Here is a 24,391-nt window from a genome sequence, read left to right as displayed (position 1 = left end):
CATGGCACATATCAAAGTAGAAGAAGGAGTTCCGGGCATACGAAGCCTGGTGCTATTCAGACCAGAAACAGGAAAGCATTTATATGAACTGGCGCAGGTTCTGCTCAGAGATGCTTCCCCGCTTACCGCTGCTGAACGTGAACTTATAGCAACGCATGTGTCAGCTCGTAATCATTGTATATTTTGCATGAGTAGTCATGCAGCGGCTGCACGTGAACTCTTCGAAGAGAAACGTGAAGTAGTAGATTGTGTAATTGAAAGTAAGGGCACAGCACTGCTCTCTGACAAAATGAAAGCTTTGCTAACCATTGCCGGCAAAGTTCAGCAAAGCGGAAAGTTAGTAACAGACGAAGATATAGCAGAGGCGCGAAAGCATGGCGCTGAGGACAGAGATATACATGACACTGTTTTGATCGCAGCTACATTTTCAATGTTCAATCGCTATGTCGATGGGCTGGCTTCACTAACACCAACAGACCCTAAAGAATATGAACCCATGGGCAAGCGCCTGGCAACACTGGGATATGTTTTACCTCAACAACAAAAAACAAATGGCACACATTAATTTACCGGAAGGGCTGCCTGGAATTCGGGGGCCGATGGCATTCAGACCTGAAACTACAAAGCCATTAAACGAGCTTGCGGAGGTATTGCTGAGAAGTGAAAATTCGCTCAGCCGTGGTGATCGTGAACTCATTGCAACCTATATATCCTATCTGAACGATTGCTTCTTTTGTCAGAATGCTCATGGGGGAATTGCCCAGCATTATTTAGAATGCGATATATCTTTCATCGATGATGTAAAACGGGACAAGGACAATGCAAAAATTTCACCCAAACTCAAAGCGTTGCTAACGATCGCAGCAAGTGTTCAACAAGGTGGCAAGCATGTAACAACCGAGCAGGTAGCGAAAGCAAAGTTGCTTGGCGCAACGGACCTTGAAATTCATGACACCGTTCTGATAGCAGCAGCATTCTGTATGTTCAACCGATATGTAGACGGACTTAATACATGGGCGCCACAAGACAGGATGTTCTATATAAACCGTGCTAAAGATCGGGCTGAAGAAGGTTATGCGAACTATGATCCACATCACTAATAGAAATTTACTTTGCATTGTAGAAGTATATTAACCGTTAGCTTGCCATAAATTACTTTGCAAAGTAAATTTCCCTTAACGCTTGATATCTACATGAGTATAGCTCACACCATACAGCGGATTTGCAATCGGCCTGGGATGAAGTCTCAGAACATACTAACCGTATCAAGCAAGCTTTAAGCCAATCAATCAGTTTGAATATTTTAATAAAGTGTTTGAATACTTTAGTAAATAAGTATTTCTAACACTTTAATTTTACATAGAGAAGATATAGGTCTTTGACATATAAAAAGCACTTAACGAAGCGACATGGAAATTAAAAGATTAGGCTCACAACCATCGGGCAAAGGACCCGCAGATTGGTTTACCGGGACAGTTCGTATTGATCCATTATTTCAACCCAATGAACATGCGCGTGCAGCCGCAGCGACTGTAACATTCGAGCCGGGTGCTCGAACGGCATGGCATACCCATCCCCTGGGTCAAACATTAATTATTACCGCCGGCGTGGGTCGAGTACAACGTGAAGGCGGACCGATTGAAGAAATTCGTCCGGGCGATATCGTGTGGTTTCCTCCAGGAGAAAAGCATTGGCACGGAGCCTCTCCCACCATTGCCATGACACATATAGCAATACAGGAACAACTGAATGGAAGTGTGGTGGAGTGGATGGAGAAAGTAACAGATGAACAGTATCAACAATAGATAGATAGATATATAATTAAATATATAGCATGAAAAAGCCGTATGTAATCTGTCACATGGGATCAACAGTCGATGGACGAATACTTTCTGAACACTGGGGAGACAACAGAGAGAAGTATGGAACGCTATATTTGGAATGTCACAACGGCTTTGAAAGCCAGGCCTTGATGATGGTCGCGTCTCCATGGAGATTGTACAGTCAAAAAAATTGATTAAGGTATAATTAAAATTGATGGCAAGAATATTTATTACCGGATCAGCTGATGGACTCGGGCAGCTCTGCGCAAAGTTGCTAATCGAACAGGGACACCGTGTGGTCCTGCATGCACGCAACGCTGAACGCGGGCGCGAAGCTATGAAAAATATACCGGGTGCTGAGGCCGTTTTAACAGGAGATTTGTCCAGTATAGAAGAGACAAAAAAACTTGCCGAACACGTTAATCAACTGGGTATATTTGATGCGGTAATTCACAATGCAGGAGTTTACCAGGTTTCTGCCTCTCTGATTTTCTCAGTCAACACAATAGCTCCCTATACACTTACATGTCTAATTCAAAAGCCGCAGCGCTTGATATACCTGAGCAGCGGAATGCATTTACAGGGACATTCAAAACTAGACGAACTAAAGCGTAAAGGTAGTGGCGTATCCTACTCCGATTCCAAGTTGCTTGTATTAATGCTTTCCATGGCCGTAGCCCGTAAATGGCCGGATGTATACTCCAATGCCGTTGATCCAGGCTGGGTCCCGACAAAGATGGGTGGACCAGGCGCACCCGATGATTTGCAAAAAGGATTTGAGACACAGGCATGGTTAGCCGTAAGCAATGATGACAAAGCCAAAGTAAGCGGTCGTTATTTTCATCACCAGAAGGAAAGCCGCTATAACACCGAGGCTGACAATACATTGTTGCAAGAAAAATTCCTTACACTATGTAAAGAGATAACGGGCGTTTCATTTCCTCAATAGCAGCTATAGTATAAATCATCTTTGATTAAGTACCATGACAACGGTTAATGCTTTGTACTCCTTTCAACTTCAGCGTAGTAATTTTTCAGAACATAAAATGCTTTCTTTTTATTACCCTTCTGATCGAAGAGACCTTTGTTATTCCATCCTTCCTGGTATACCGGGTTGTTGCGTCTGGGTGATCGAAAGTCGTTAAGTATCCAGGGTGACATGCCTACATAATTATCGGGCATACGTTTCATCATATCAATCTGCTCACGATAATACCATTCCTGATATTCTTCACTCCAACGTGTAAGCGAATCGGCATGAAAGCCACCCAGTGCCTCGGCTCCCGTCTCACTGAAGAACAGTGGTTTGTCATACTTGACAGACCATTTTGCATTGCGGCAATTGCTGGGAAGTCCGCCATACCAACCCAGGTATTCATTGACCGATACTATATCTGTATACTGTCCTAACGGATCATCGATGGTTTGTGTGCCATTCACATTATGAACTTCAAGCGCTGCACTGATCAGACGCGTATTGTCCAATGCTCTGGCGCGGATTACGAGTTCGCGCATAAACCTGGTCCTTGCTTCGTGTACCGGTGTCTCATTCCCTACCGACCATATAATGATGCTGGCGCGGTTGTGGTCTCTTTGGATCATCTCTTTCAATTGCAGCTTTGCTTTATTGAGCACATCTGCATTTGCAAAATCAATTGTCCAGTATACCGGAATCTCTGACCACACCAGTATACCAAGCGAATCTGCAACTTTCGCCATGGCCTCGTTGTGAGGATAATGCGCCAGTCGTACCATGTTAGCATTCAGCTCTTTTGCCTGGCCGAGTAATTGCAGAGCATCTCTCTGTCCATTGGCTCTTCTTATCTCCTGCGGTATTTCCTCATGTATACATATACCGCGTAGAAATATAGCTTCATTGTTGAGGAGAATCTGCTTTCCTTTTACTTCGATGGTACGAAAACCGATCTTATCAATAAGCCTGTCCTGTGTCGAGGAAAGAATCACCTGGTATAGCTTGGGTTTCTCCGGTGTCCACAACTGCAGGTTTTTTACCTGGATTGAAAAACGTGCAGTATCCGATTTATATACTGCTTCCGTTTTGATTTTCAACTCTGGTATTTCTATTGTCAGGTCACCGGATGCAGCTTCATTGAATACTACCCAACCTGTGATCGTCTTTTGCTTTGCATTGACGGATGCCTTTTCAAGATACACCGCATAGTCGATGATGAATGTGTTTGGAACAGTAACCAGATTGACATCTCGTGTAATGCCGCCATAATTCCACCAGTCGGTATTCAACGTTGGTATTTCATCCTTCAGACGTTTATTGTCGACCTTTACCACGAGAAAGTTATTTTCTTCCTTTAACAGTCCGCGAGGTATTTCAAAATTAAATGGAGTAAAGCCTCCGGTATGCTTACCGAGTTTCTTTCCATTGAGATATACATGTGCCTGGTAATTCACGGCACCGAAATGTATATATATCCTTTCATTGGCCGATGGAAGCTTGGCATTGAACGTCTTTTTATACCAAACCGTTCCCTCATAGAACAGAAACTTGGAGTCTTGCGAGTTCCAATCCTGCGGCACCTTTAGTATATATTCATCAGTATAGCCGTGCTCTTTACGATCTGTTTTATTATCAGGTACATCGGAATTCCAATAAGCCTCACGATCATTCTCAGCGCGCTCCTGCCAGCGATAATTATAGAATCCTGTCTCGTATGGATCCACTATATATTGCCAGTCTCCGTTAAGGCTTACCGTTTTTCTGCCCGTAACATTGGTGATCAGATGCTGCTGGGCACTCAATGCAAAGGACAAAATCATGCAAACAAAAACGAGAAGGTGTTTGCATGTTGATCGATGTAATACTGGCAATATCATAGGCCGTTTGGGTTGCGCTGCAAAAGTAAATATAGTTCTCTATTTGAGCGAAGGAATAGAATTCAGGATCGGTTTGGAAAGCGTCTTCAAACTCTTTTGCGAAGTCTCCAGCAGCTCCAGCACAACAATCTCGTTTTGTCCCGTCTTCAACCATTCAGCAGGCACATAAATGGTTTGTTGTGGTCCGATCGACCAATATCTCCCCAGGTTGTGTCCATTGATCCATACGATACCTTTTCCCCATGTACGCATGTCCAGGTAAGTATCATGGACTGCTGATAGCGAAAACGTTCCGGATTTGATCACCGGGCTTTCAGCCGCAGCCGCTTTCTTGTTTTCTTTTTTACTCAACAAAGTCAAATCACTAAACGGCAGCGAATACATCTGCCAGTTCGGCAACTCGGTATTGTTAAATGTTACTGTAGATGTTATACCTTTTTTATTTTTCAACAGGTATGGTCCGAAATTTATACGCCCTAAATTCTCTACCAGTATATCCAATGTTACCTCACCGGCGGGTATCACAACCGAGAGGCTATCCTGCCGGAGCCTGCGGTCTAAGACACCTACGCGTTTACCGTTTATAAAGATAAGTCCATAATCCCGCAGCTCGTTGATTTTTAATATACCACTGCCCTGGCTGTTCTTTAATGTGGTGCGATATAACACAAAACCGTACGCCTGGTTCAGATCCTCGAATGTAAGTGGATGAGCACTCGCAACGGGTTCAGGTAATATATTCATTAAACTTATCTGACGCGAAAAGTTTATCAACGGCAGGGCTACTGCTTTTTTAGCGGGCGGTATATTAGGCAATACATGTCCTACTGGGAGATGTTTCTTGATCACACTTCTGAACTGCCGGAATTTTTCGGTGGCATTTCCCGCTTCATCCAATGGCGCATCGTAGTCGTAGCTGCTGATTTGCGGCTCATATGGATTCTGATCATTATAATTAGCACCATTCATAAACCCTCTGGTAGTACCCCCGTGAAACATATACATGTTGATGGAAATGCCAGCACCCAGTACTGCATCAAGTTTAGGAGCATGATCTTTTGCCGGGACCGTATGGTGCGGTGTACCCCACCAATCAAACCATGCTGGATACCACTCGGCTATATAGAAGGGACCTTTACCTTGATGGTACTGGCGTACAAGTGACTTTACTTCCCTGGGATTGTCCAATCCATTTACGGCCGGCAGCAATCCTGGTATATGTCCGTCTTTCACTTTAGGAGCCGGATCGCAGGTATATAGCAAGCCATCAAAGCCCGCTTCGATGAAGAGGCGTTTATTCTCTTCAAGGTATGCTTTGTCATTTGAATAAAAGCCATACTCATTTTCAACCTGCACCATGAGAATGTTACCGCCATGGTTGATTTGAAGGGGCACCAGCTGCCGCGCTACCTCCTGGATATAGTTACGATAGGCTGTGATGAATTTCGGTTCAAGACTGCGAACAATAAGTCCTTCTTCGTTTTGCAGCCAGTATGGATAGCCACCAAATTCCCATTCGGCACAAACGTATGGACTTGGACGCAATACAACCCATAGTCCTTCTTCCTGCGCGGTCTTTACAAAGGCCGCTATATCATTGTTGCCCGAAAAATCATACTTGCCTTTTTCAGGTTCATGTACATTCCAGAATACATAGGTGCCAATGGTATTCAAGCCCATGGCCTTTGCCATTTGCATGCGCTGGCGCCATGCCTCTTTGGGTATACGTGGATAGTGAAGTTCTCCGGAGATCATCAGGAACGGTTTTCCGTCCAGCAGAAATGTTGAATCGCCCAGTGCAAATGTGTGCTTGCTGGTTTGCGTCCATCCGGTGTGAGAGATGAAAAAGAAAATCAGCAACGAAACATACAAACGAAAAAAGCGGGAGGTGTAGTTGGTTGTCATAATAAGCAAATTGGGTCGGGTTGAATACGCATCAAATTGCAGGAACAAAGAAACGTGATGCGTTATAGAAAGTAAAAGCCTGTCACAACCTTGAGGTTGTTTATGACGATATACCCCCTCTTTTACTTAATATACCCCCTGGTATTTACTATGTATTTTTCTCTATACCGGTAATTTTAAGGTGTGCTATTACGATTCGCAGTCAATCGAATTATGATTACTGATTAGGAACTTGGAGCGGTCAACCAATTTTGTCTGTCAGTATGACGACTGGTTCAAGCATTTTACATTCTTGCTTGTCAGCAGCATCGTCTTGCCAGACAATCTTTGTGCAAGACCAACCGGCCGCATGAGAACCCCTGGAATCTACCTGCGCATTTTACATGGATGAGCAACATGCCTACCCGTTTTACAATTAGGTCATTAGTTTTTGTAATGGCCTGCAACGGAGAGGGCTATACGCTTCTTCGTAATTCCTGGTTATTCGTACAAAATAATTCTATGGAGGTTTGGATCTTTTGAAGAGTACTCAACTTTGAACTCATCCCCGATCTCAGGTGTGATATCATCGGCATAGTTAATTTCAGCCCTATACAGATTCCCGTCCGCTTTAAAGGTAACAGAAAACGTTCTGTGCCCACGATGATCGAGGAACAAGGAGTCAACTTTGCTATAGGTGATCACCGAATAATTATTGAAATGGTATAATCTGCGGAGAGAATCAAAACCTGCATAAATCAGGAATATGAAAATCAAAGTATAAAAACTATAGGTTACAATCTTTCCGATATTCATAGTGATAGCGGTCTGTTTTTTCCTGATGACAATTCATAGCCTATATATACTCTGTTAAACACGCCATCGGTATCTTCCTTTATCTTATCTCATTTACGATCGGAGGCCAATCGAATCACGGTTACTGAATAGGGACCGAGTGCTAATGTCGATTTATCTGTGATTGTAATAGACGACTCTTGTGGCTTTGCGTGCTTGTCAACAGGATCACCTTGTAACACGATCTTCTTCACAGCACTACGCGGTGGCACAAGCCCCGTCAGATCTACCTGTGCATTTACATTTACCGGCAACATATTTACCAGTTTTACAATAAGGTCATTACTTTTGGAATCGCGCACAATGGAGATGGCGATACGCTTTTTCACACCGTCCTCATTATTCGACAGCACAGTAGATACTGGCAGATATTGATCTCCGGCATTCTGTCCAAACATTTTTTGAACATAGTAGCCTACGGTTGGTTTTACTTCTTTGTTATCGAAATATATGAGGTTAGGATTCCATTGCGTCCGTCCGTCCTTTGCCAAAAGCGGTGCATAGGAACTCATCGTGACCACATCACCGTTTCTTTCAAGTGATGTTAGATAGAGCGCTTCTGATAATGCTGTCTCTACATTGTTAGGACGCCCCGGAAGATGGCTCGCATATTCACCTAAATATACTTTAGATTTAGAACGATCATACTTGTCATAGTATTCCTGATTGTGAATAAACCATCCGGGCGATTGATAGTAATGCTCATCAACAACGGGAACTTGGAGCGCATCGGCAATCTTCCATCCCTCGGTATAATCGGTTCCTTCAAAGGTTGGCCCAACAGTTCCGATCACGACCATCTCAGGATGTTTTTCTTTCATCGCCTTGAAGATAAGTTTGAATCGTTCTTCGAATACATCAGAGATAAGGTCTTCGTTTCCTATACCTATATATTTCAAATTAAAAGGCTGTGGATGGCCGGCATCAGCACGGAGTTTCCCCCATCTCGACTTTGCACTTCCATTCGCATATTCGACCAGATCAAATATATCCTGGATATATTCATCCATCTGGTCCAGTGGCACCCCGCCTTGTTGCCCGGCACCACCCGTGCCTGAATTCTGACATGGCACACCGGCAGCCAGCACAGGCAATGGTACGGCTCCTATATCTTCGCAGTATTGAAAATATTCAAAATACCCCAGGCCAGCTGTTTGATGATAGCCCCACAAATTTCGTTGTGGTTTTCTGCTCTCCAGCGGGCCAACCGTATTCTTCCAGCGGTATATATTTTCAATACCATCACCATGGGCCACGCATCCTCCTGGAAAGCGGATGAATTTAGGATGTATATCAGCAATGGTTTGAGCCAGGTCATTGCGAAGTCCGTTCCTTCTTCCTTTAAAAGTCTGCTGTGGGAAAAGCGACACCATATCAACGGCAAGGCTACCCGCAGACAGTGGTCGTATAGCAAGCTGCGCTCCGCTGGCACTATCTGTCGCTGTCAGAACAGTTTTTATATTCTTCCATGAAGCCGATGCTACCGGTATTACTCCACGGGCAATCTCCTTACCATTTCGAGTTACCAGGCTAACGCTAACCGACTTTACACTGCCCTTCAATCTCTTTACAAAAAGAGAAAGATTGAACTTCTCTCCGTTCTTTACCGCAATGCCATCAAAGCCTGTATTTATAAGTGAAGCATTTCCATTTGTAGTTGTGAGTGTTGCATAATGACTATTATTGCTATGGATCGGATCTATAGTGTCCACTGAAAAAGTAGCGTTTGTTCCTTGAAGTCTCCACGAGTGCTTGCTGTTCCATGTAGTATCTCGATATTCCCGGTCACTTGGTGTATATTCAAAATCACGATTCTGAATAAGCTCTGCATAGAGACCTCCATCGGCTGCGTAGTTTATATCTTCAAAAAACACACCGAGCAGTAAATTACTGATCGGCTTCACAGCATCGGCATGAACGGTGAACGAAGCACTGACAGGCTGAAGCCCTGCAAATCGCTGAACGTCCTGCTGCGTGCGCTCATCATGAAGTATAGCGCGGTAATTGGCAACTTCTGTTTTTTGAATGAGCTTCTCTGCGACACTCCAGCGTACACGATGAACCTGGCCGGTGAAAGTTCCCGATTCAAGGGACAGTGTAACATTGGCAGACCGGTATTGACTTGCTTCAATTTGTTTTGCCTCACTATATACTTTAAAATCCCTTGTCTTGACTTCAAAGTATTGATTTTCTTTCCCTTTAAATTTGATAGTATATATCTTGCCATCATGTTCCACAATGGGATCTTTAAAGGTTAGCTCCTTGTCAAGGAGCGGATAGCTTTGCCTGCCCCAGTATACCAGGTCGGGTGAGGACACATGGGCAAAAGCATGATCATACTCGTTTACACTCCACAAGCAGTGCCACACTCCACTCCCATCTAAAAACATGAAAGGAGTCAGCATTCTTTTCTCTTTTCCCCATCGCCCGTAGTCGCAACGAACAAAACTATACTCGTTTCCTATTAGGAACCAATTCTTCTTATCGGTGCTCCAGGCGAAATGTAAACCGTTGTGATTATTATTCTTGGTAGTCGAATACGAAAACAGGTATACAAAATCAGGTTCTTTATTTATACTGTGAGGCAGCGCTAAACAGTTTGAATATATACCTATTAAAAATAGAGACAATATGATAAGGTTCAACAGGCAACTTGTGTGAAACGATTTCAATCCTGGCAGGTTCATATATTGTAACGATCTGTGATCTTTGTATTCCTCCTTCAATAACGACATTATATTCTTATCGGTCAATACCTTTCAGGGTAGGAATAACTTCTACAATTTTACCTTGTTCACTGTGAACAAGATCGACACTAAAAAACTCGAGACATTCTTTGCGAGGTTGATTATTGATGTTCTTTTTCTAACAGCTGGGATGGCGGATATCCGAATTCCTTAACAAAACATTTGCGAAAATATTTCAGGTCCGAAAATCCGACCATATAAACCACTTCATATACCTTATACCGTTGTGTACGCAATAATTTAGCAGCTTCCGAAATCCTCAGCGACCGAATATACTCAATAGGCGAAAGGCCGGTAAGCTGCTTGATTTTTTTATACAGTATAGTTTTGCTTAAGCCTACCTCAAGGCTAACGGTGTCCACCGTCAGGTCGGTCTTATTCATATTTACCTTCACGACCTCAAAGATTTTCTGGAGAAGTTTCTCGTCTGTGGAAACTATATTCGGCTTCTCATCGGTGAGGAACATCGTTCGATAGTACCGCTTGGCGTTTTCACGCGCCTGCAAGAGATTATTAATGGTGAGCGATAGTATCTCCGGGCTGAAGGGCTTGGTGAGGTATACATCTGCCCCGGTTTCCAATCCGGCTTTATGCTGGCTGTGTGCTGACCTGGCTGTTAAAAATATAACCGGTATATGGCTGGTTTTGATATTGTGTTTGAGTGTATGGCACAATTCTATTCCATCCATTTCAGTCATCATGATATCACTCACGATCAGGTCGGGGTTGCTTGCAAAGGCAATTTCCATTGCTTGCTTGCCGTTATCTGCTTCGATTACCCGATAGTCTGTCGCCAGATATTCTTTCAGGAATGTCCTTACGTCTTCATCATCTTCCACCACCAGAACAGTCTTGAGCCCTTTCTTCGCATGCGTAACCGGTCCATCATCGTGTCCATCATGTTCCTGTATTTCCAGATCAAGTTCCGGCAGCCGGTCGTGATCGATGATTACTTCGTGTGGCTCAAAGTGATCTTTACCCAGCGGTATCTTTACAGTGAACACAGACCCTACCCCAACGGTGCTCTCGGCATATATCTCTCCTTTGTGTAAGTATACCAGCTTCTTTGCCAGTGCCAGTCCTATACCCGAACTGATGTGATTGGTAGCTTTACCATTGTAGAACCAGTCAAATATATACCGGATTTGATCCTTGGCTATACCGATGCCGTTGTCTTTAACTTCAACACAGACAAACTCCCGACTATTGGCACCAGATTCTTTTTTTAGTGTAATACTGATGGCGTTCCCCTCTCCTATATACTTAAAAGAATTCGAAACAATGTTGGTCAGCACCATCTCAATCTTCTCGGGGTCAACCCAGGTATAAATCGATTTTTCTTCAGTATAAAAATCAAAGTGTACGTTTGGCCTGTTGGAAAGCTCTTTGAAGTTCAAAAATATATCTTCTACGAATGGAACGATGTCAATTTCCTGAATAGTGAGCATCATTTTTCCACTCTCGATCTTTCGATAATCGAGTAGCTTATTAATTAAGGCTAACAGCTTGTGCGCATTCTTATGCACCATATGCAGCTTCTTTCCGCTTGCTGTCTCATTGTTTTCCCTGGACATCATTTCTTCCAGCGGGCCAATGATGAGCGTAAGCGGAGTTTTAAATTCGTGTGATATCTCTGTGAAAAATGCAAGCTTGTCCTGGACGAGTTGTTGTTCGCGTCTGCGTTTATTCTTTTCACTCTTTACGCGTTTTTTCAAGTGCGTCTGGCGTTTTCGAATAGAGTATATACTCCAGGCAGCCAGCCCAAGCACAAGTACATACGTGAAGTATGCTGCCGGTGTTCGCCACAACGGAGGGGCTACGCTGATCTTGACGTGCGCAAATTTAGCGGGCCATGAATTCGGTTGGTTGGTGGCTTTGACTTTAAACTCATAAGTACCCGGTGGAAGGTAACGATACGATGCTGTTCGCTGATTGCCGATATAATTCCAGTCTGCATCAAAGCCTTCAAGTTTATAGGCGTATTCACATTTTTCAGGGCCGCTATAGTCGAGTGCTGTAAATTCAAAGGTGAAGGAGGCCTGGTCGTGCCGGAGTGTGAGCTGTTGGGTTTCATCAATTACTTTTTCAAGTATATCGTCCTCGGTGGCTCCACCGATCTTTACCGATTTGTTAAACAATTGAAAGCCTGACAACTTTACATCGGGTACTATTTTACTGTTGCTTACTTTAAGAGGATAGAATAAATTGAATCCATGAGTACCACCAAAGCATATATACCCTTTGGGAATGTTATTCAAAGACGATCCCGGATTGAATTGTCCAGCCTGCAAACCATCGTTGGATGTATAGTTGAAGAATGTTCCGGTAGTCTTATCGAGGCGGGATATACCATTGATCGTACTGCACCATACGTTTTGCTGTTCATCGATCTGTACACCAAAGACAGTGTTATTGATCAGGCCGTTTTCATCTGTGTAGAGCTTAAATGTTTTATCGTTGAGATTATAGGCGCCCAGGCCCCCGCCACCGGTCCCGATCCAGAGAACATTATCTTTGTCGATTGCCAGCGTATGAACGATGTTACTCCTCAAAAGATTACTTGGCTCCGTGCCTACGAAAATTCTCTCTACTTCCCTGGTATCAGGATGGTATGCGAGCAAACCATTGCCATAGCAGCCTAACCACAAATTACCTTTCTTGTCTTCAGCAATTGTACGCACGTCAACGGTGCGAAACATCGGTGCTTCGCTATTTAGTTTAAAGGTCTTGCTTGCTTTATCCAGTAAACTAAGGCCACCCCGTGTAGCACCTACCCATATATTTCTTTTGGAATCCTCAAAGAGTAATGATACACGGTGCCCTAATGGAATCGGTACATCGTAAGCTGAGCGTGGATAGTGTATAAAAGAATCAGTCTTCTTATCGTAACGGTATATACCATCGGCATAGGTTCCGAACCATAAATTGTCATTATAATCCCGAAGGGCAGTATATACAACGTCATCACCAATGCTACCCGGTTTACCATCGGCTTCATAATGACGCAGCAGCTTACCTTCGGGTGTAAATTTATATATACCTTTGGAATCCGTACCAGCCCATATATTTCCGTCTTCATCATTACACAAACCATAAAAGGGTACTGCGCTCTCGGCAGCAGCGAAGATCCGTTTTACTTCTACCTTCATGAAGTTCTTGTCTTCATCACTCACCATGTAAATGCCATCGCCGTGGGTGCCGATCCAGATGTTGTTATCACGATCCTGAAAAATAGAACGGATTGTATGCTGTGAAATATCAAACGCATCAAGCGCTTCAACATGATGCGATGACAAGCGCTCTACTTTACGGCCATCAAAATCCTGAAGGTCTACAGTATATATACCGTTTCCCTGTGTACCGATCCAGAGAGTTTTATCCTTATCTTCCAGTAATGAAAATGCGCCACGCTGCGGGGGAAGTATTTTATCCAGAACAATGAATCTTCCCTCTGCGCGGATAAAAAGAACAAGCCCTTTGGTCGTTCCGATCCAGATGTTACCCAAGTGGTCTTCCAGAAAACATTTTACATACTGTGAAGGCAGAAAATTACTAGCTGAGTACGCGATAACCTTTTCGGGATTTTTCCCTTCTTCGCGTATGCGGAATACATCGAGCCCTGTGCTCTGCTCGCCTGACCATATATACCCGTAGCTGTCTTCAAAGACGGTGATGGTAGCAGTACTTTTTAAATCGAAATGTTGTGTGGTATCATATAGATTTGTTTGGGGATCAAACAATCCGATGCCACCAAAATACCAACCGATCCACAATTTACCGGCACTGCTTTCCGATATATAGGAGACATCATTATTGCCTGCCTTGTCGGGATTCAGAAATACGTTCCATTTTTGAGTGGACAAATCAAATTGATATAGCCCCCTGCGGGAAGATACCCACAGGCGTCCCTTTGAATCTTTGAATAACCGTTGCACGAAGTTGTCGTGAAATTGATTGGGACCGGTTTTGTCAAACTTGAACGACGTGAATGAATAACCGTCAAACCGGTTTAATCCATCATCGGTAGCAAACCACATCCATCCTTTATCATCCTGCTCGATGCTGTTGACTACAGCTTGAGACAATCCATCTTTAATGCTATACCGTTTGATGATTTTATTTTTCTCATGCTGTGCAAGGCTCCTATAGGAGAATCCACTCACCAGGACGATAGTCGTCATGAAGGTGAGGAGAATGCGATGCACATGTTCAACCTTGGTCCGGTACATGATTTAAAAAAGCTAAATCGCCTTGTCAATTGAAAATCCCTTTCCTGCAAAAGCTTTCTTACTGGTCCAGTCAGCGTTAGCAGAACTCCAGAATTCATCGTCAGCACTCAGACCCAGCGGAAGGAATGCGACTGTACACAAATATAGACTTCCTGTTGAAATATAGTGTTCACCAATTTCAGGTTGATGCCCTGTAAAGCCTATGGTCAGCCAACCATTTTTGTCAAATGTTCCGGGAGCTTCAAGTGTGGTTTTAATTACAGCGGTGAGCGCGCTTCGCACCTGTGGTGGTGTTATACTTGCCGGCAATTGCTTTTGCAACGCTACCTGGCTGAGTAACTGAAAAGCCCCGCATCGATACGCCAGCGAACGACCTACCGGAGGGAAGGTCCCTTCCGGTGAGATGAGCCGCTCCTGTATTTCCGCGTAGCGCTGGGCGCGCTTCAGGATTTTTTCCGACAGCTCCTTCCCTTCCTGCTTTACTTCCTGTAACACCTTTAGTATATCCAGCAGCATAGGCTGAATAACAAAACTGTTGTAGTAGTCAAAATGAAAATCAGGACCATCGCCGTATATACCATCGCCTTTATACCATTCCTCATGGGACTTCAACGCATAGTCTACACGCATAGCATCATAGTCGTTGGTGAACTTTAACAAGGCTGCTTCAATCATTGCACTGAAGAGAAGCCAGTTGGAGTAATACGGTTTTATAACCCGGGTTGACCGAAGCGCAGTGAGAAGATGTTGCTGTGTAGTCTGATCAAGATTTACCCAGAGTTGTTGCGGGGCACGTACCAGCGCATGGGCCAGAAACGCTGCGTCTACCAAGGGCTGGTTGTGCTGCGTAAAGTTCATATAGCTTTTTGCCGTAGGGGTCACTGCATGCGCTATAGCCTGGACGGAAAGCTTTATATACTTCTGCCGGAGCTGCCCTTCGCTGGTTTGATCAGGCCCGAGCTCAAGCCAGGGAGCCAGCCCCGCCAGACTGCGACCTAAAGCTTCCAGGTATGTAACTTCTTTTCGTGAAGACAACGTACCGGCTACACACTCGACCGGCATCAGTTCTTTGATGCGGTCTTGTTGCAGTGCATTGAGAACGGGTTCGGTGATTCGCGTTAACATGCTGATCCAATACTGGCGATCGGTACGTGTCTCTTTCAGATGTGAATCGTGTTGTGTGAAGCTGAACAGTGGTGCTAACGTGCTGCCGGCCCCCAGCAGCGAAAAGCCTTTTAAAAAATTTCTCCTGATCATCGTTATTATATATATACTTCGATATACTACCGGTTATTTCATTTTATAGATCTCACTACCTGCCAGTAAAAATGCGCCCGCACCATACTCCTGGTAATTATCGATGGTAACTTTATCCGGCGAGGCACCGATCGGTTGTACCCACTGCAATTTACCTTCTGCTGTGACGTATTTATTCAACCCAGCCCACGCCTTTTTTACGACCGGTAAATATTCTGTTTTATCCAACACGCCAGCATTGATTCCCCAGGCCAACGCATAGCAAAAAAATGCACTGCCGCTTGTCTCCGGGTGCGGCACTTCGTTTTCATCCAGCAAGCTGGGGCGCCACAAGCCATCTTTACTTTGTATAGCTTTAACCGATGCGGCCATCTCTTTAAGTAAAGCTATATATTTTCCATAGCCAGGATTGTCTTTTGGGAGAACCTGCAATACGCGCACGGTTCCGGCCATAACCCAGCCATTGCCCCGCGCCCAAAACGTTTTCTTTCCCTGTGGTGTCTTCTTGTTAAAATAGGATTGATCACGATAGAAAAGATGTTCCTGTGAATCGTACAGGAAGGCATGTGAATCCCAGAACATGGCATTTAAAAAATCAAGATAGCGTTGGTCTTCTGTGACGGCTGCTAATTTAGCAAGCACGGGCGGTGCCATAAACAGCGCATCACACCACCACCAATCCTGCCGGCCGGGTTTCGGATCTGCTATCAAGGAATCAAATGTCTGTCGTATATCGGCAATCATTACGGGATCTTTCTGCAGGGTATAGATCTCCAGGTAAGTTTGTCCTTTGGCGTGATCATCCGCATGACGCAGACGGTCTGCCAGTTTCCAGTCAGCCGTTTTAGACCAGGCTATAGCTGCCTGTATATATTTATCATCGCGCGTTGTGTTATAGGTTGCCATAACACCGGTATAGAAAGCTGCACGCGCCCAGTCATTTTCATTTTTAGCATTAAAAGAAACAGGGTTTGCCAATTGCCAGTCGCAAACTTTGCGCATCTGTGCTTCAATGTATTGTTTTGAATATAGATCGTCCTTGGGTTTCCAGCCTATAAATGAAGTGGCTACCAGTATAACCACCAATGCTATTGCGGAAATCAGGTACTTTTTAAAATGCGTAATCACCATAGATAACAAGTTTTCGGAGTCAAGTAAAGAATAGGTATATATAGGACTCAGCACCAAATGCACTGAGTCCTATATAAGAATGATTGATCATTTTTTAATACAGGGGATTCTGATCAAGCTTGGCATCTTTATTCAGATCAATCTCCAATTGAGGAATGGGCAGCAAAAGATGTTTGTCTGTCAACCCATTCGTGGTTTCAATGTTACCGTTGGCCAGCGGTGTAGTGCCGCTGAGTGTGGTGGCGCGTGTCACTAATGTTCCGGTGCGCACCAGCGTCATTCTTCTGTTCTCTTCACCGATCAACTCCCGGGCGCGTTCATCCAATATATAGTCTAAGGTAATATCGTCAGCATCGACAACCGAAGCATTTGCCCTGCCCCTCACTTCGTTGAGGTCATCGGCAGCACCGGAAGTATTGCCCTGATTGAAACGTGCTTCTGCACGCAACAGGTATGTTTCCGCTAAACGCATCAATATGAAATCTTTCCACATGCCATAACCAAAGGTATCGCGTGGATCGAATGCAGACCACTTTGTTATATAGGGAGCCAGTCTCCACACGGTATCGGCTGCGAGTACTTTTATTTTAGAGCCATCGCCAAGCGTAAATTCTTTATCTATACCATACGGTACTTCCTGTCCGCGAATGGCGCTATATTTAGCATCGGTGTTATTGAAGTACCAGTGTCTCCGCAGGTTGTATTTTGAATTGCGCATATCCTCATCCTGGTATAGGCTATATAGCACCCAGTTGTTCAAACGAACACGGCCTATACTTCTGCCGCCCAGGGAGTCCGATGGAAGCATTCCGGCAACATCATAATAGCCACCACCCCAGTTTCTGCGTTGCTGCGGAGAGTCTGTTGAATACTGTTTATCGGTTGGGTTCTCATTTTCAAGTACCCAAATTACTTCGGTGTTTCCTTGCGACCTGCGCTGATTGCCAAAGATGAACAAATCAGAAAATGCATCACCCGGTAAATTGGCGCGAACTCCAAATCTGTTTTTCACCAGGCTCAAAGCCCCGCTGTTACCATTGATGATTTCGGTGAGTTGTGCTTCAGCTTTCGCATCTTCGCCCATGCGCAGGTAGGCTGTACCGAGCAGCTGACGGGCCATAGCTTTATTGGCTCTTCCCTCCTTTGCAGCAGCACCTATCTTTGGTAATTTTTCAACGGCAAAGAGCAAGTCTGCTTCGATTAAACTATTTATTTCGGCAACCGATGCACGCGTGAAATCTGTTCGCGGCTCTACCGTAGGTTCGATGACCAGTGGCACGCCACCATATAGTGTCACAAGCATATCATAAGCATAGGCTCTGAAAAATTTAGCCTCTCCTTCATATACCGCTTTATCCGCTTCCGAAAGTCCCGGTATATCTGCCTGTTGCGCACTTGCGATCAGGTTGTTGGCATTGTTGATGAGCTTATAGAGATATCGCCAGAGCTTGAGTGAGGCGGCATCGGAAGCATTCATCTGCGCGTAATCAAAATAAGGCCTGGCATCTCCGTTGGAACGACCGGCCGGAGCCCAGAGTATATCCGTGCCTATATTCCAGATGTTAATAAACGTCTGATCGTTTGAGCTCTTGGGCAGGGTTGCAAAATGCTGGTGTATACCAACGACTGCAGCATCAAAGCCCAGCTTATCATTCAATGTCGATGGCGAATATTTATCTTTTACTTCTTCATCCAGGAATGAATCACTGCAGGATATACTTGCCAACAGCAAGCCTGTACACATCACTACTTTATATATCGTTTTCATATAGTCTTTCTTTATTGATTATAGAGAGAGATTTATACCAAGAGAAATGGATCTTACTACCGGGTAGTTAAGATTGTCTCCACTGGAGCCTCTGGATGCATAGTTCATCTCGGGATCCCAACCAAACCAGTTGGTCCAGGTATATAGATTCCTTCCTGCAGCATAGATGGTAAGAGCTCCTATACCATAGCGGCTCAGGAAATCTTTTGGAACGGTATAGCTCAGGCGCACATCTTTCAAACGCACATAGCTCCAGTCTTCGGCAAAGTGATACCCGCGGTAGTTTTTATAGGCAGATAAAGATGGCCAGTAGTTGTCGCGATTTTCCGCTGTCCAATAGCCAAAACCGTCCGGAAGATTTCTGCGACCCGCTTCATCGGCATAGGTGAGATCGGCATTGCGCTTGAGACCACCTTGTGAGGTCTGTACAAAAATGCTCAGGTGGAAATTCTTATAGTGGAATGTATTTGTTATACCGCCATACCATTTTGGATTTCGCTGACCTATAATAACGCGGTCTTTCGAATCGATGATGCCATCACCTGCGTCCGGTTTCCCATCGCCATCGGTATCCACTGTAGGTTGATCTTTGAACTTGATATCACCTGCTTTTGCAACCGGATCGTACGTGCCTATATCTTCGGTTTGCCAGATGCCTATTTTCTCATAACCATAGATAACACGCAAAGGTTGACCAATGAACCATGTATTGCCTATATCATCTTTTCCATCACCGTATAGTTCCAGGATCTTGTTCTTATAGGTTGAGAAATTAAGAGAAGTCTCCCATCTGAAGTTACCCCGGTCGATGTTAACCGAATTCAGTGTAATCTCTACGCCAACATTCTGCATCTTGCCCAGGTTGTTCCAGATGTCCGCATAACCATTCACACCGGGCAGAGCGCGCTTCAGGAGTATATCTTCCGTTTTACTTTTATATACTTCTATTGTTCCTGTGAAGCGATCTTCCAGCAATCCAAAATCGATAGCCCCGTTCAGGGTTGTTGTAGACTCCCAGGTAAGATCTCCATTGCCAAGTGTATTATATACCACTCCGGTTTGGATCGCTCCTGTAAAAGGCTGCTGCACGGTAGTAGCCGTGGTATAGGTTTGGTTGGGCGCTATAGCCTGGTTTCCGGTTTTACCGTACGACACTCTGAGCTTGGCCTGTGAAATGATGTTTGATAAATTACTCATGAAGGCTTCGTTGTGCAGGTTCCAGCCTATAGCCATGGACGGGAAGATGCCATACTTACTATTGTTGGCACCAAAAGCTGAGTAACCATCTCTTCGTGCAGTAAGCGTTAACAGGTAGCGGCTATCATACGAGTAGTTGATTCTTCCCAGCTGCGATAGCAATGTATATTCATTGGCTTCTGAGTTTGCAGATTTTGAAGCTCCTGCAAGAAGATCGTTATACGACAAAGCATCGTTGATGAAACCTGTAGCGGACGCTTCGGATTCGAAGCTTGATACTTTTTGTGCACTGTACGCGGCTGTTATATCAACGTGATGCTTGTTGATATCTTTGGTGTAGCTTACTACATTTTCCAATACCCAGTTGTTACTGGTACTGTCCCGCAACGTGGCTGTACCGCTTTGATCATTGGCCGCTCTTCCCGTATAGGATGCTACATGTACCATGTTATATATATAGGCACCTTTGAGTTGGTATTTGAATCCTTCCAGGAATTTCGGTGTCAACTCCACATAGCCATTACCGGTTAAGTTCTTCCCGCGATCGGTGCGATCGGTGGTAAGTCCAAGCAACGGGTTCACAAACAGCTGCTCAGGCGCCATTGGGTAAACTATATATTTACCATTCGCGTCTCTGGGCACTGAATACGGACTCATCGCTGTAGCCTGCAAAAGGTTTGCGCGGCCTCCGTCATAATTGTTATCGGTAAAGAAGCTGGACATTCCGATCTTCAGGTAATCGGTGACCTGTGCATCAAGGTTGGAGCGCACGGTAGTGCGATTGAATTGAAAGCCTTCAACAACACCTTTCTGGGCAAGGCGTGTAGCTGAAAAGTAGTACTGTACTTTCGGAGTACCACCGCTGACACTCAGGTTATATTCTTGAATGTTGCCCGTGCGGGTGGCTTCTTTCATCCAATCGGTTGTCTTGCCGTTCGCATAGTTTTCCTGTTCGGCAAGGTTTGGAAGCACAGCAGTTTGTGTAATACCATTTGCCGTGAGAAAGTCTTTATACTTTTGCACATACTGATCCGGCCCCATGGGCGTGAGCGTATGGGCTATATTCTCAACGCCACCATAGGCGTTGAAATTTATATTAGGCTTACCATCTTTATTGGTTCCGCGCTTGGTGGTAATGAGTATAACTCCGTTGGAACCACGCGTTCCATAGATTGCTACAGCGGAAGCGTCTTTGAGAATTTCAATGGAAGCTATATCATTCGGATTTATATCATTCAAGCTTCCAAAAAATGGCATACCATCGAGAACGATGAAGGGACCGGTACTGGCGTTGATTGAATTTACACCACGCACCTGCATGGTTCCTGAACTACCGGGAACAGAAGACTGCTGCGTGATCTGCAGACCTGCAGTGGCACCCTGCAATGCTTGTGACAAGTTTGTCACCGGGAGATTGGACAACCTGTCCTTGGGTACAGATGTTACCGAGCCGGTAATGTCAGAACGTTTTTGCGTACCGTATCCGACCACGACTACTTCCGATAATTGTGTGATATCAGAAACAAGTTGAACATCTACCGTGGTGCGTTCGCCTACGGTGATCTCCTGCGGCAAGTATCCTATAAATGAAAACACAAGCACTACATTTCCATCCGGAACGTTGATGGTATATCTGCCGTCTGCATCCGTTGAGGTTCCGTTGGAAGTACCTTTTACAAGTACGTTCACACCGGGAACCGGTGTATTGTCATCAGCGGAAGTTATTTTACCGGTCACGGTAAAATCTACGCGGTACTTCCCATCATCAGCCCATGTCGGTACCGTTGCAAATGCACAGCACAGACATGCAAGTAGATGGAGAATAATTTTCTTTCGTAAAATTCTATCTCTCATAAGTATAGGGTTAAAGCTTTAAAATTTTGATTCAGAGAATGTGATAATCACTGCCATGCGATTTGCACGAATGGACACCGTGCTTTTCAACCGGAGTTGGTGATTTGTAATGTGTTCATGGAGTCAGGGTTAGTTGTAAAAAGCTGATTTGATCACAAGCGACATGTGGTGTTTTGGTGAGGTTCGCGTGTAAACAAATGTACACGGATGGGCCAGCGTGCCCGGGGGGTTACTTCATGATATAAAGAGGGTCACTTAGACTTTTCAATCGTTTTAAAACGAATTTCAAACGTTTTAAAGCGAATCATGGATATTCATTTTTAAGATCAGCTGCCTGAGAGCGGCCGTGGAGTTGGCGTCCTGACAAGAAGATAATGCTTGCCGATAAGCGAAAGAAAAGCATGAGTCACAACCGTTGTTATGACTCATGTTTAGCCTTATCGCAAATCCTTACAACCATTATGTGGGAAGATCGTGTTATTCCCCTTTTATAAGTTTTCCGGTGGTTAGTTTGCCGTTGATGAGCGTTTTGTATACATATATACCGGTTGGCAATTCCCGTCCATCCAGTTCAAGTTCATGTGTACCTGCTGACAGTATTCCGAACGAATACGTTTTTGCTTTGATGCCTGATGCGTTCAGTATATCTACGGTAACATCGGCAGGCTGTAGCAGCGAGACTGCTATATATGCTTTCTCCGAGAATGGATTGGGATACCCGGCCACTGCATTACGATCGCGATCTTCCGTTAACGGTCCCGGACTTTCCTGCCTGGCTGCCGAAGATGATGATCCACATTCAGCCGTAGCCGAACCGGTTATAGCAATGTTATCGATGTTTGCTGTACCTGCGGCCGTAGTTGCCTGGAGTCGTACAATGGCAGATGTGTTCGCGCTGATGTTTGCGTTAACCGTTACAGTCGACCAGGTTGTCCATGTACTGGTAGCGGGAAAATTTATATTTGAAGCCACTACAACTCCGTTTACAAGCAAGTTTGCCGGCCGGTTAGCACCGCTTCCATTCGCATAGCGGAAGGTAAATGTTTTTGATCCACTCGTGGCAAAGTTTACTCTCCAGTTGATGCCAGCACCGACAGCATTGTTGGTGTTTACAAAGCCGGCCCCGGTATAGCCTGTGTAATTCATATCGATCGTTCCTTCGGCACTGCAAAAGCCCGTTGTATTTTCCTCGATTGTTACTGAAGCCTGCACTGGAACTATATACCATTGCTGATTGGGCCAGTATGCAAAGTCACCCAACACAACACCGGCTCCGTTGACAGTAGAGGAATCCGCTATCTCTATTATTTTTCCAAGGCTGTTTACGTTATCGATTCTGTACGATCCGTCCGCACAAGGTATAATATGCCACTTCTGATTATAGCCACCGTTGTATGTATACTGAATCGTGTTGGTACCCAGCGTGCGGGAAGCAGAAGGATTGTCCACTACCTTTCCGCTGTTCACGTTGTTGATTCTATACTCTCCACGTCCCAGGTTTTGAATAATCCATCGCTGGTTTGTGCCATTGTTAGATGTATACTGTTTGATTTGCGTACCGTCCGTGGTGGCATACCCGGGTACCTCCATAACTTTTCCTGAATACTTGTTTACCAAACGAAACTCGCCGTTAAAATTTATAGCAGGCCCGCCGGTTGCTATACCGGTGGTTGTATTTATACTCCATTGATCATACCACGGCAGACTTAATGTAGTGCCTGAAATCTGAAGCGGTTGCAGAATGAGCCGTGTCATCGAGTAATTACCAACAGACCAGCGATCCCCAACATATACATAGGTCGTTGCACTGGTGCCGGTCACCGCGAAAGCATTGGTAACTTGCGATTGATACGTTCTGGCTCCTGCAGGTGCTATATTACCGCGGCTTGTCCAGGGGCCAGCAAGTGAAGTGGCTGTAAAATACCGGTTGTCATTTGTATCCCAGCCGGAACAGAAAGATTGAATCCAGAAGTAGGTTCCTCCTGATTTTAGTATAGCATGCCCTTCACAACCTATACCTGAATTTGAATTACTGTTATAGCCACGGAACACTTCCTGCACTGGTGCAGTATAGGATGCATTCAACTCCATAATCACTACCTCAGAGTTTATAGCAACGCTGCTGATCAGGTACGCTTTGCCATCTGAATCCTTGAATACATTCATATCACGGCTATCATTATTAAGCGGCCGAAAATGCCCCTGCCATGTATAGTTCCCTCCTATCGTACTACTTGTAGCATAGCCAACTTCAGCAGTTGAGTACGCATTCCAACCTTCATAGTGAACCCAAAGTATATATTGCCCGGTGTTGGTATTGTGTAAAAGTTTAGGTCGTTCTACCACCGCGTCATTGTCGAGATCAGGATGTGATGTTCTGCTGAGAATTGTATTAACAAAAGTCCAGGTCTTCAGATCGGGTGACGAGTATAAATTTACTCCGCGAAAGCGGTAGTTGTTCTGCGAACGATCCATGCCCCACAGGTAATAGAGGCCTCCGATCTGCATAATGCCGCCCTCAACAGCCTGAACGATGTTGCCATTGATATCATACCAATCGCCCCCGGGATAAAATGTACTTTGAGCATTGACGTTGGACAGTGAAGATATAGTCATCATCAACACCAAGGAGCTTGAGACAACCGCACTGCGAGTCATGTTACTGGTAGCTTTAGCTGCGAACGCTAAAACCGGAAGTGCAAGGCCATGCAACACCGTCTTTGATTGTAAAATTTTTTCTTTCATGGGTCTGGGTTTAAAAATGAAACAATAGCTGGCAACTAGATATAGGTATAT

General features: G+C 44.7%; 15 protein-coding genes. 5 read left to right on the top strand and 10 right to left on the bottom strand.

Features of this window, described 5'->3' with window-relative positions:
* Position 1 precedes the first annotated feature (1 nt).
* The 5 genes from B5Y40_RS11685 to B5Y40_RS11670 all read left to right on the top strand — a co-directional run bounded on the left by B5Y40_RS11685 (position 2) and on the right by B5Y40_RS11670 (position 2,772).
* On the top strand, positions 2-565 hold the full coding sequence (locus B5Y40_RS11685) for a carboxymuconolactone decarboxylase family protein (RefSeq protein WP_079686829.1): 564 nt from the start codon (positions 2-4) through the stop codon (positions 563-565).
* Positions 552-1,100 (top strand): carboxymuconolactone decarboxylase family protein, encoded by a 549-nt coding sequence (locus B5Y40_RS11680; protein ID WP_079686828.1) that lies wholly within the window; start codon positions 552-554, stop codon positions 1,098-1,100. Before B5Y40_RS11685 ends, B5Y40_RS11680 begins: the two co-directional genes overlap by 14 nt.
* A 309-nt stretch (positions 1,101-1,409) precedes the next feature.
* Entirely contained in the window at positions 1,410-1,805 is a 396-nt protein-coding gene (locus B5Y40_RS11675) for a (R)-mandelonitrile lyase (RefSeq protein WP_079686827.1), read from the top strand.
* 29 nt (positions 1,806-1,834) lie between these two features.
* Entirely contained in the window at positions 1,835-2,017 is a 183-nt protein-coding gene (locus tag B5Y40_RS29355) for a hypothetical protein (RefSeq protein WP_143785707.1), read from the top strand.
* A gap of 20 nt (positions 2,018-2,037) precedes the next feature.
* On the top strand, positions 2,038-2,772 hold the full coding sequence (locus tag B5Y40_RS11670; RefSeq protein ID WP_079686826.1) for an SDR family NAD(P)-dependent oxidoreductase: 735 nt from the start codon (positions 2,038-2,040) through the stop codon (positions 2,770-2,772).
* A 44-nt stretch (positions 2,773-2,816) separates the two neighbouring features.
* On the opposite strand, the gene B5Y40_RS11665 is transcribed toward B5Y40_RS11670, so the two are convergent.
* From B5Y40_RS11665 to B5Y40_RS11620, 10 genes are all read right to left on the bottom strand, one after another.
* Entirely contained in the window at positions 2,817-4,616 is a 1,800-nt protein-coding gene (locus tag B5Y40_RS11665) for a glycoside hydrolase family 2 protein (protein ID WP_221408906.1), read from the bottom strand.
* A 96-nt stretch (positions 4,617-4,712) separates the two neighbouring features.
* Positions 4,713-6,578 (bottom strand): glycoside hydrolase family 35 protein, encoded by a 1,866-nt coding sequence (locus tag B5Y40_RS11660; RefSeq protein WP_079686824.1) that lies wholly within the window; start codon positions 6,576-6,578, stop codon positions 4,713-4,715.
* Positions 6,579-7,058: 480 nt separating this feature from the next.
* Positions 7,059-7,373, bottom strand: coding sequence for a hypothetical protein (locus B5Y40_RS11655; RefSeq protein ID WP_079686823.1), 315 nt, complete (start codon positions 7,371-7,373; stop codon positions 7,059-7,061).
* An 89-nt stretch (positions 7,374-7,462) separates the two neighbouring features.
* Positions 7,463-10,042, bottom strand: a complete 2,580-nt coding sequence (locus B5Y40_RS11650; RefSeq protein WP_245840521.1) for an alpha-L-arabinofuranosidase C-terminal domain-containing protein — start codon at positions 10,040-10,042, stop codon at positions 7,463-7,465.
* Positions 10,043-10,260: 218 nt separating this feature from the next.
* The gene (locus B5Y40_RS11645; RefSeq protein WP_079686822.1) at positions 10,261-14,388 is read right to left on the bottom strand and encodes a hybrid sensor histidine kinase/response regulator; all 4,128 of its coding nucleotides are present in this window, start codon (positions 14,386-14,388) and stop codon (positions 10,261-10,263) included.
* Positions 14,389-14,400: 12 nt separating this feature from the next.
* Positions 14,401-15,645 carry a DUF2264 domain-containing protein gene (locus tag B5Y40_RS11640; protein WP_079686821.1) on the bottom strand — a complete coding sequence of 415 codons (1,245 nt, stop codon included), beginning with the start codon at positions 15,643-15,645 and terminating at the stop codon, positions 14,401-14,403.
* Between the two features lie 33 nt (positions 15,646-15,678).
* The gene (locus tag B5Y40_RS11635; RefSeq protein ID WP_079686820.1) at positions 15,679-16,776 is read right to left on the bottom strand and encodes a glycoside hydrolase family 88/105 protein; all 1,098 of its coding nucleotides are present in this window, start codon (positions 16,774-16,776) and stop codon (positions 15,679-15,681) included.
* Positions 16,777-16,870: 94 nt separating this feature from the next.
* Positions 16,871-18,544 carry a RagB/SusD family nutrient uptake outer membrane protein gene (locus B5Y40_RS11630; protein WP_079686819.1) on the bottom strand — a complete coding sequence of 558 codons (1,674 nt, stop codon included), beginning with the start codon at positions 18,542-18,544 and terminating at the stop codon, positions 16,871-16,873.
* A gap of 18 nt (positions 18,545-18,562) precedes the next feature.
* Entirely contained in the window at positions 18,563-21,595 is a 3,033-nt protein-coding gene (locus B5Y40_RS11625) for a SusC/RagA family TonB-linked outer membrane protein (RefSeq protein WP_079686818.1), read from the bottom strand.
* Positions 21,596-22,072: 477 nt separating this feature from the next.
* On the bottom strand, positions 22,073-24,340 hold the full coding sequence (locus tag B5Y40_RS11620) for an RICIN domain-containing protein (protein ID WP_079686817.1): 2,268 nt from the start codon (positions 24,338-24,340) through the stop codon (positions 22,073-22,075).
* Between the last annotated feature and the right edge of the window lie 51 nt (positions 24,341-24,391).

It is taken from the genome of Ohtaekwangia koreensis (assembly GCF_900167975.1).
Taxonomy (GTDB): domain Bacteria; phylum Bacteroidota; class Bacteroidia; order Cytophagales; family Cyclobacteriaceae; genus Ohtaekwangia; species Ohtaekwangia koreensis.
Note: the sequence above shows the minus strand (reverse complement) of the source record. Positions and strands in the feature narration are given on the sequence as shown.

Coding starts and splice junctions, on each gene's coding strand:
- B5Y40_RS11685 (WP_079686829.1), top strand. CDS start 2: ATGGCACATATCAAAGTAGAAGAAGGAGTTCCGGGCATACGAAGCCTG.
- B5Y40_RS11680 (WP_079686828.1), top strand. CDS start 552: ATGGCACACATTAATTTACCGGAAGGGCTGCCTGGAATTCGGGGGCCG.
- B5Y40_RS11675 (WP_079686827.1), top strand. CDS start 1,410: ATGGAAATTAAAAGATTAGGCTCACAACCATCGGGCAAAGGACCCGCA.
- B5Y40_RS29355 (WP_143785707.1), top strand. CDS start 1,835: ATGAAAAAGCCGTATGTAATCTGTCACATGGGATCAACAGTCGATGGA.
- B5Y40_RS11670 (WP_079686826.1), top strand. CDS start 2,038: ATGGCAAGAATATTTATTACCGGATCAGCTGATGGACTCGGGCAGCTC.
- B5Y40_RS11665 (WP_221408906.1), bottom strand. CDS start 4,616: ATGATTTTGTCCTTTGCATTGAGTGCCCAGCAGCATCTGATCACCAAT.
- B5Y40_RS11660 (WP_079686824.1), bottom strand. CDS start 6,578: ATGACAACCAACTACACCTCCCGCTTTTTTCGTTTGTATGTTTCGTTG.
- B5Y40_RS11655 (WP_079686823.1), bottom strand. CDS start 7,373: ATGAATATCGGAAAGATTGTAACCTATAGTTTTTATACTTTGATTTTC.
- B5Y40_RS11645 (WP_079686822.1), bottom strand. CDS start 14,388: ATGTACCGGACCAAGGTTGAACATGTGCATCGCATTCTCCTCACCTTC.
- B5Y40_RS11640 (WP_079686821.1), bottom strand. CDS start 15,645: ATGATCAGGAGAAATTTTTTAAAAGGCTTTTCGCTGCTGGGGGCCGGC.
- B5Y40_RS11635 (WP_079686820.1), bottom strand. CDS start 16,776: ATGGTGATTACGCATTTTAAAAAGTACCTGATTTCCGCAATAGCATTG.
- B5Y40_RS11630 (WP_079686819.1), bottom strand. CDS start 18,544: ATGAAAACGATATATAAAGTAGTGATGTGTACAGGCTTGCTGTTGGCA.
- B5Y40_RS11625 (WP_079686818.1), bottom strand. CDS start 21,595: ATGAGAGATAGAATTTTACGAAAGAAAATTATTCTCCATCTACTTGCA.
- B5Y40_RS11620 (WP_079686817.1), bottom strand. CDS start 24,340: ATGAAAGAAAAAATTTTACAATCAAAGACGGTGTTGCATGGCCTTGCA.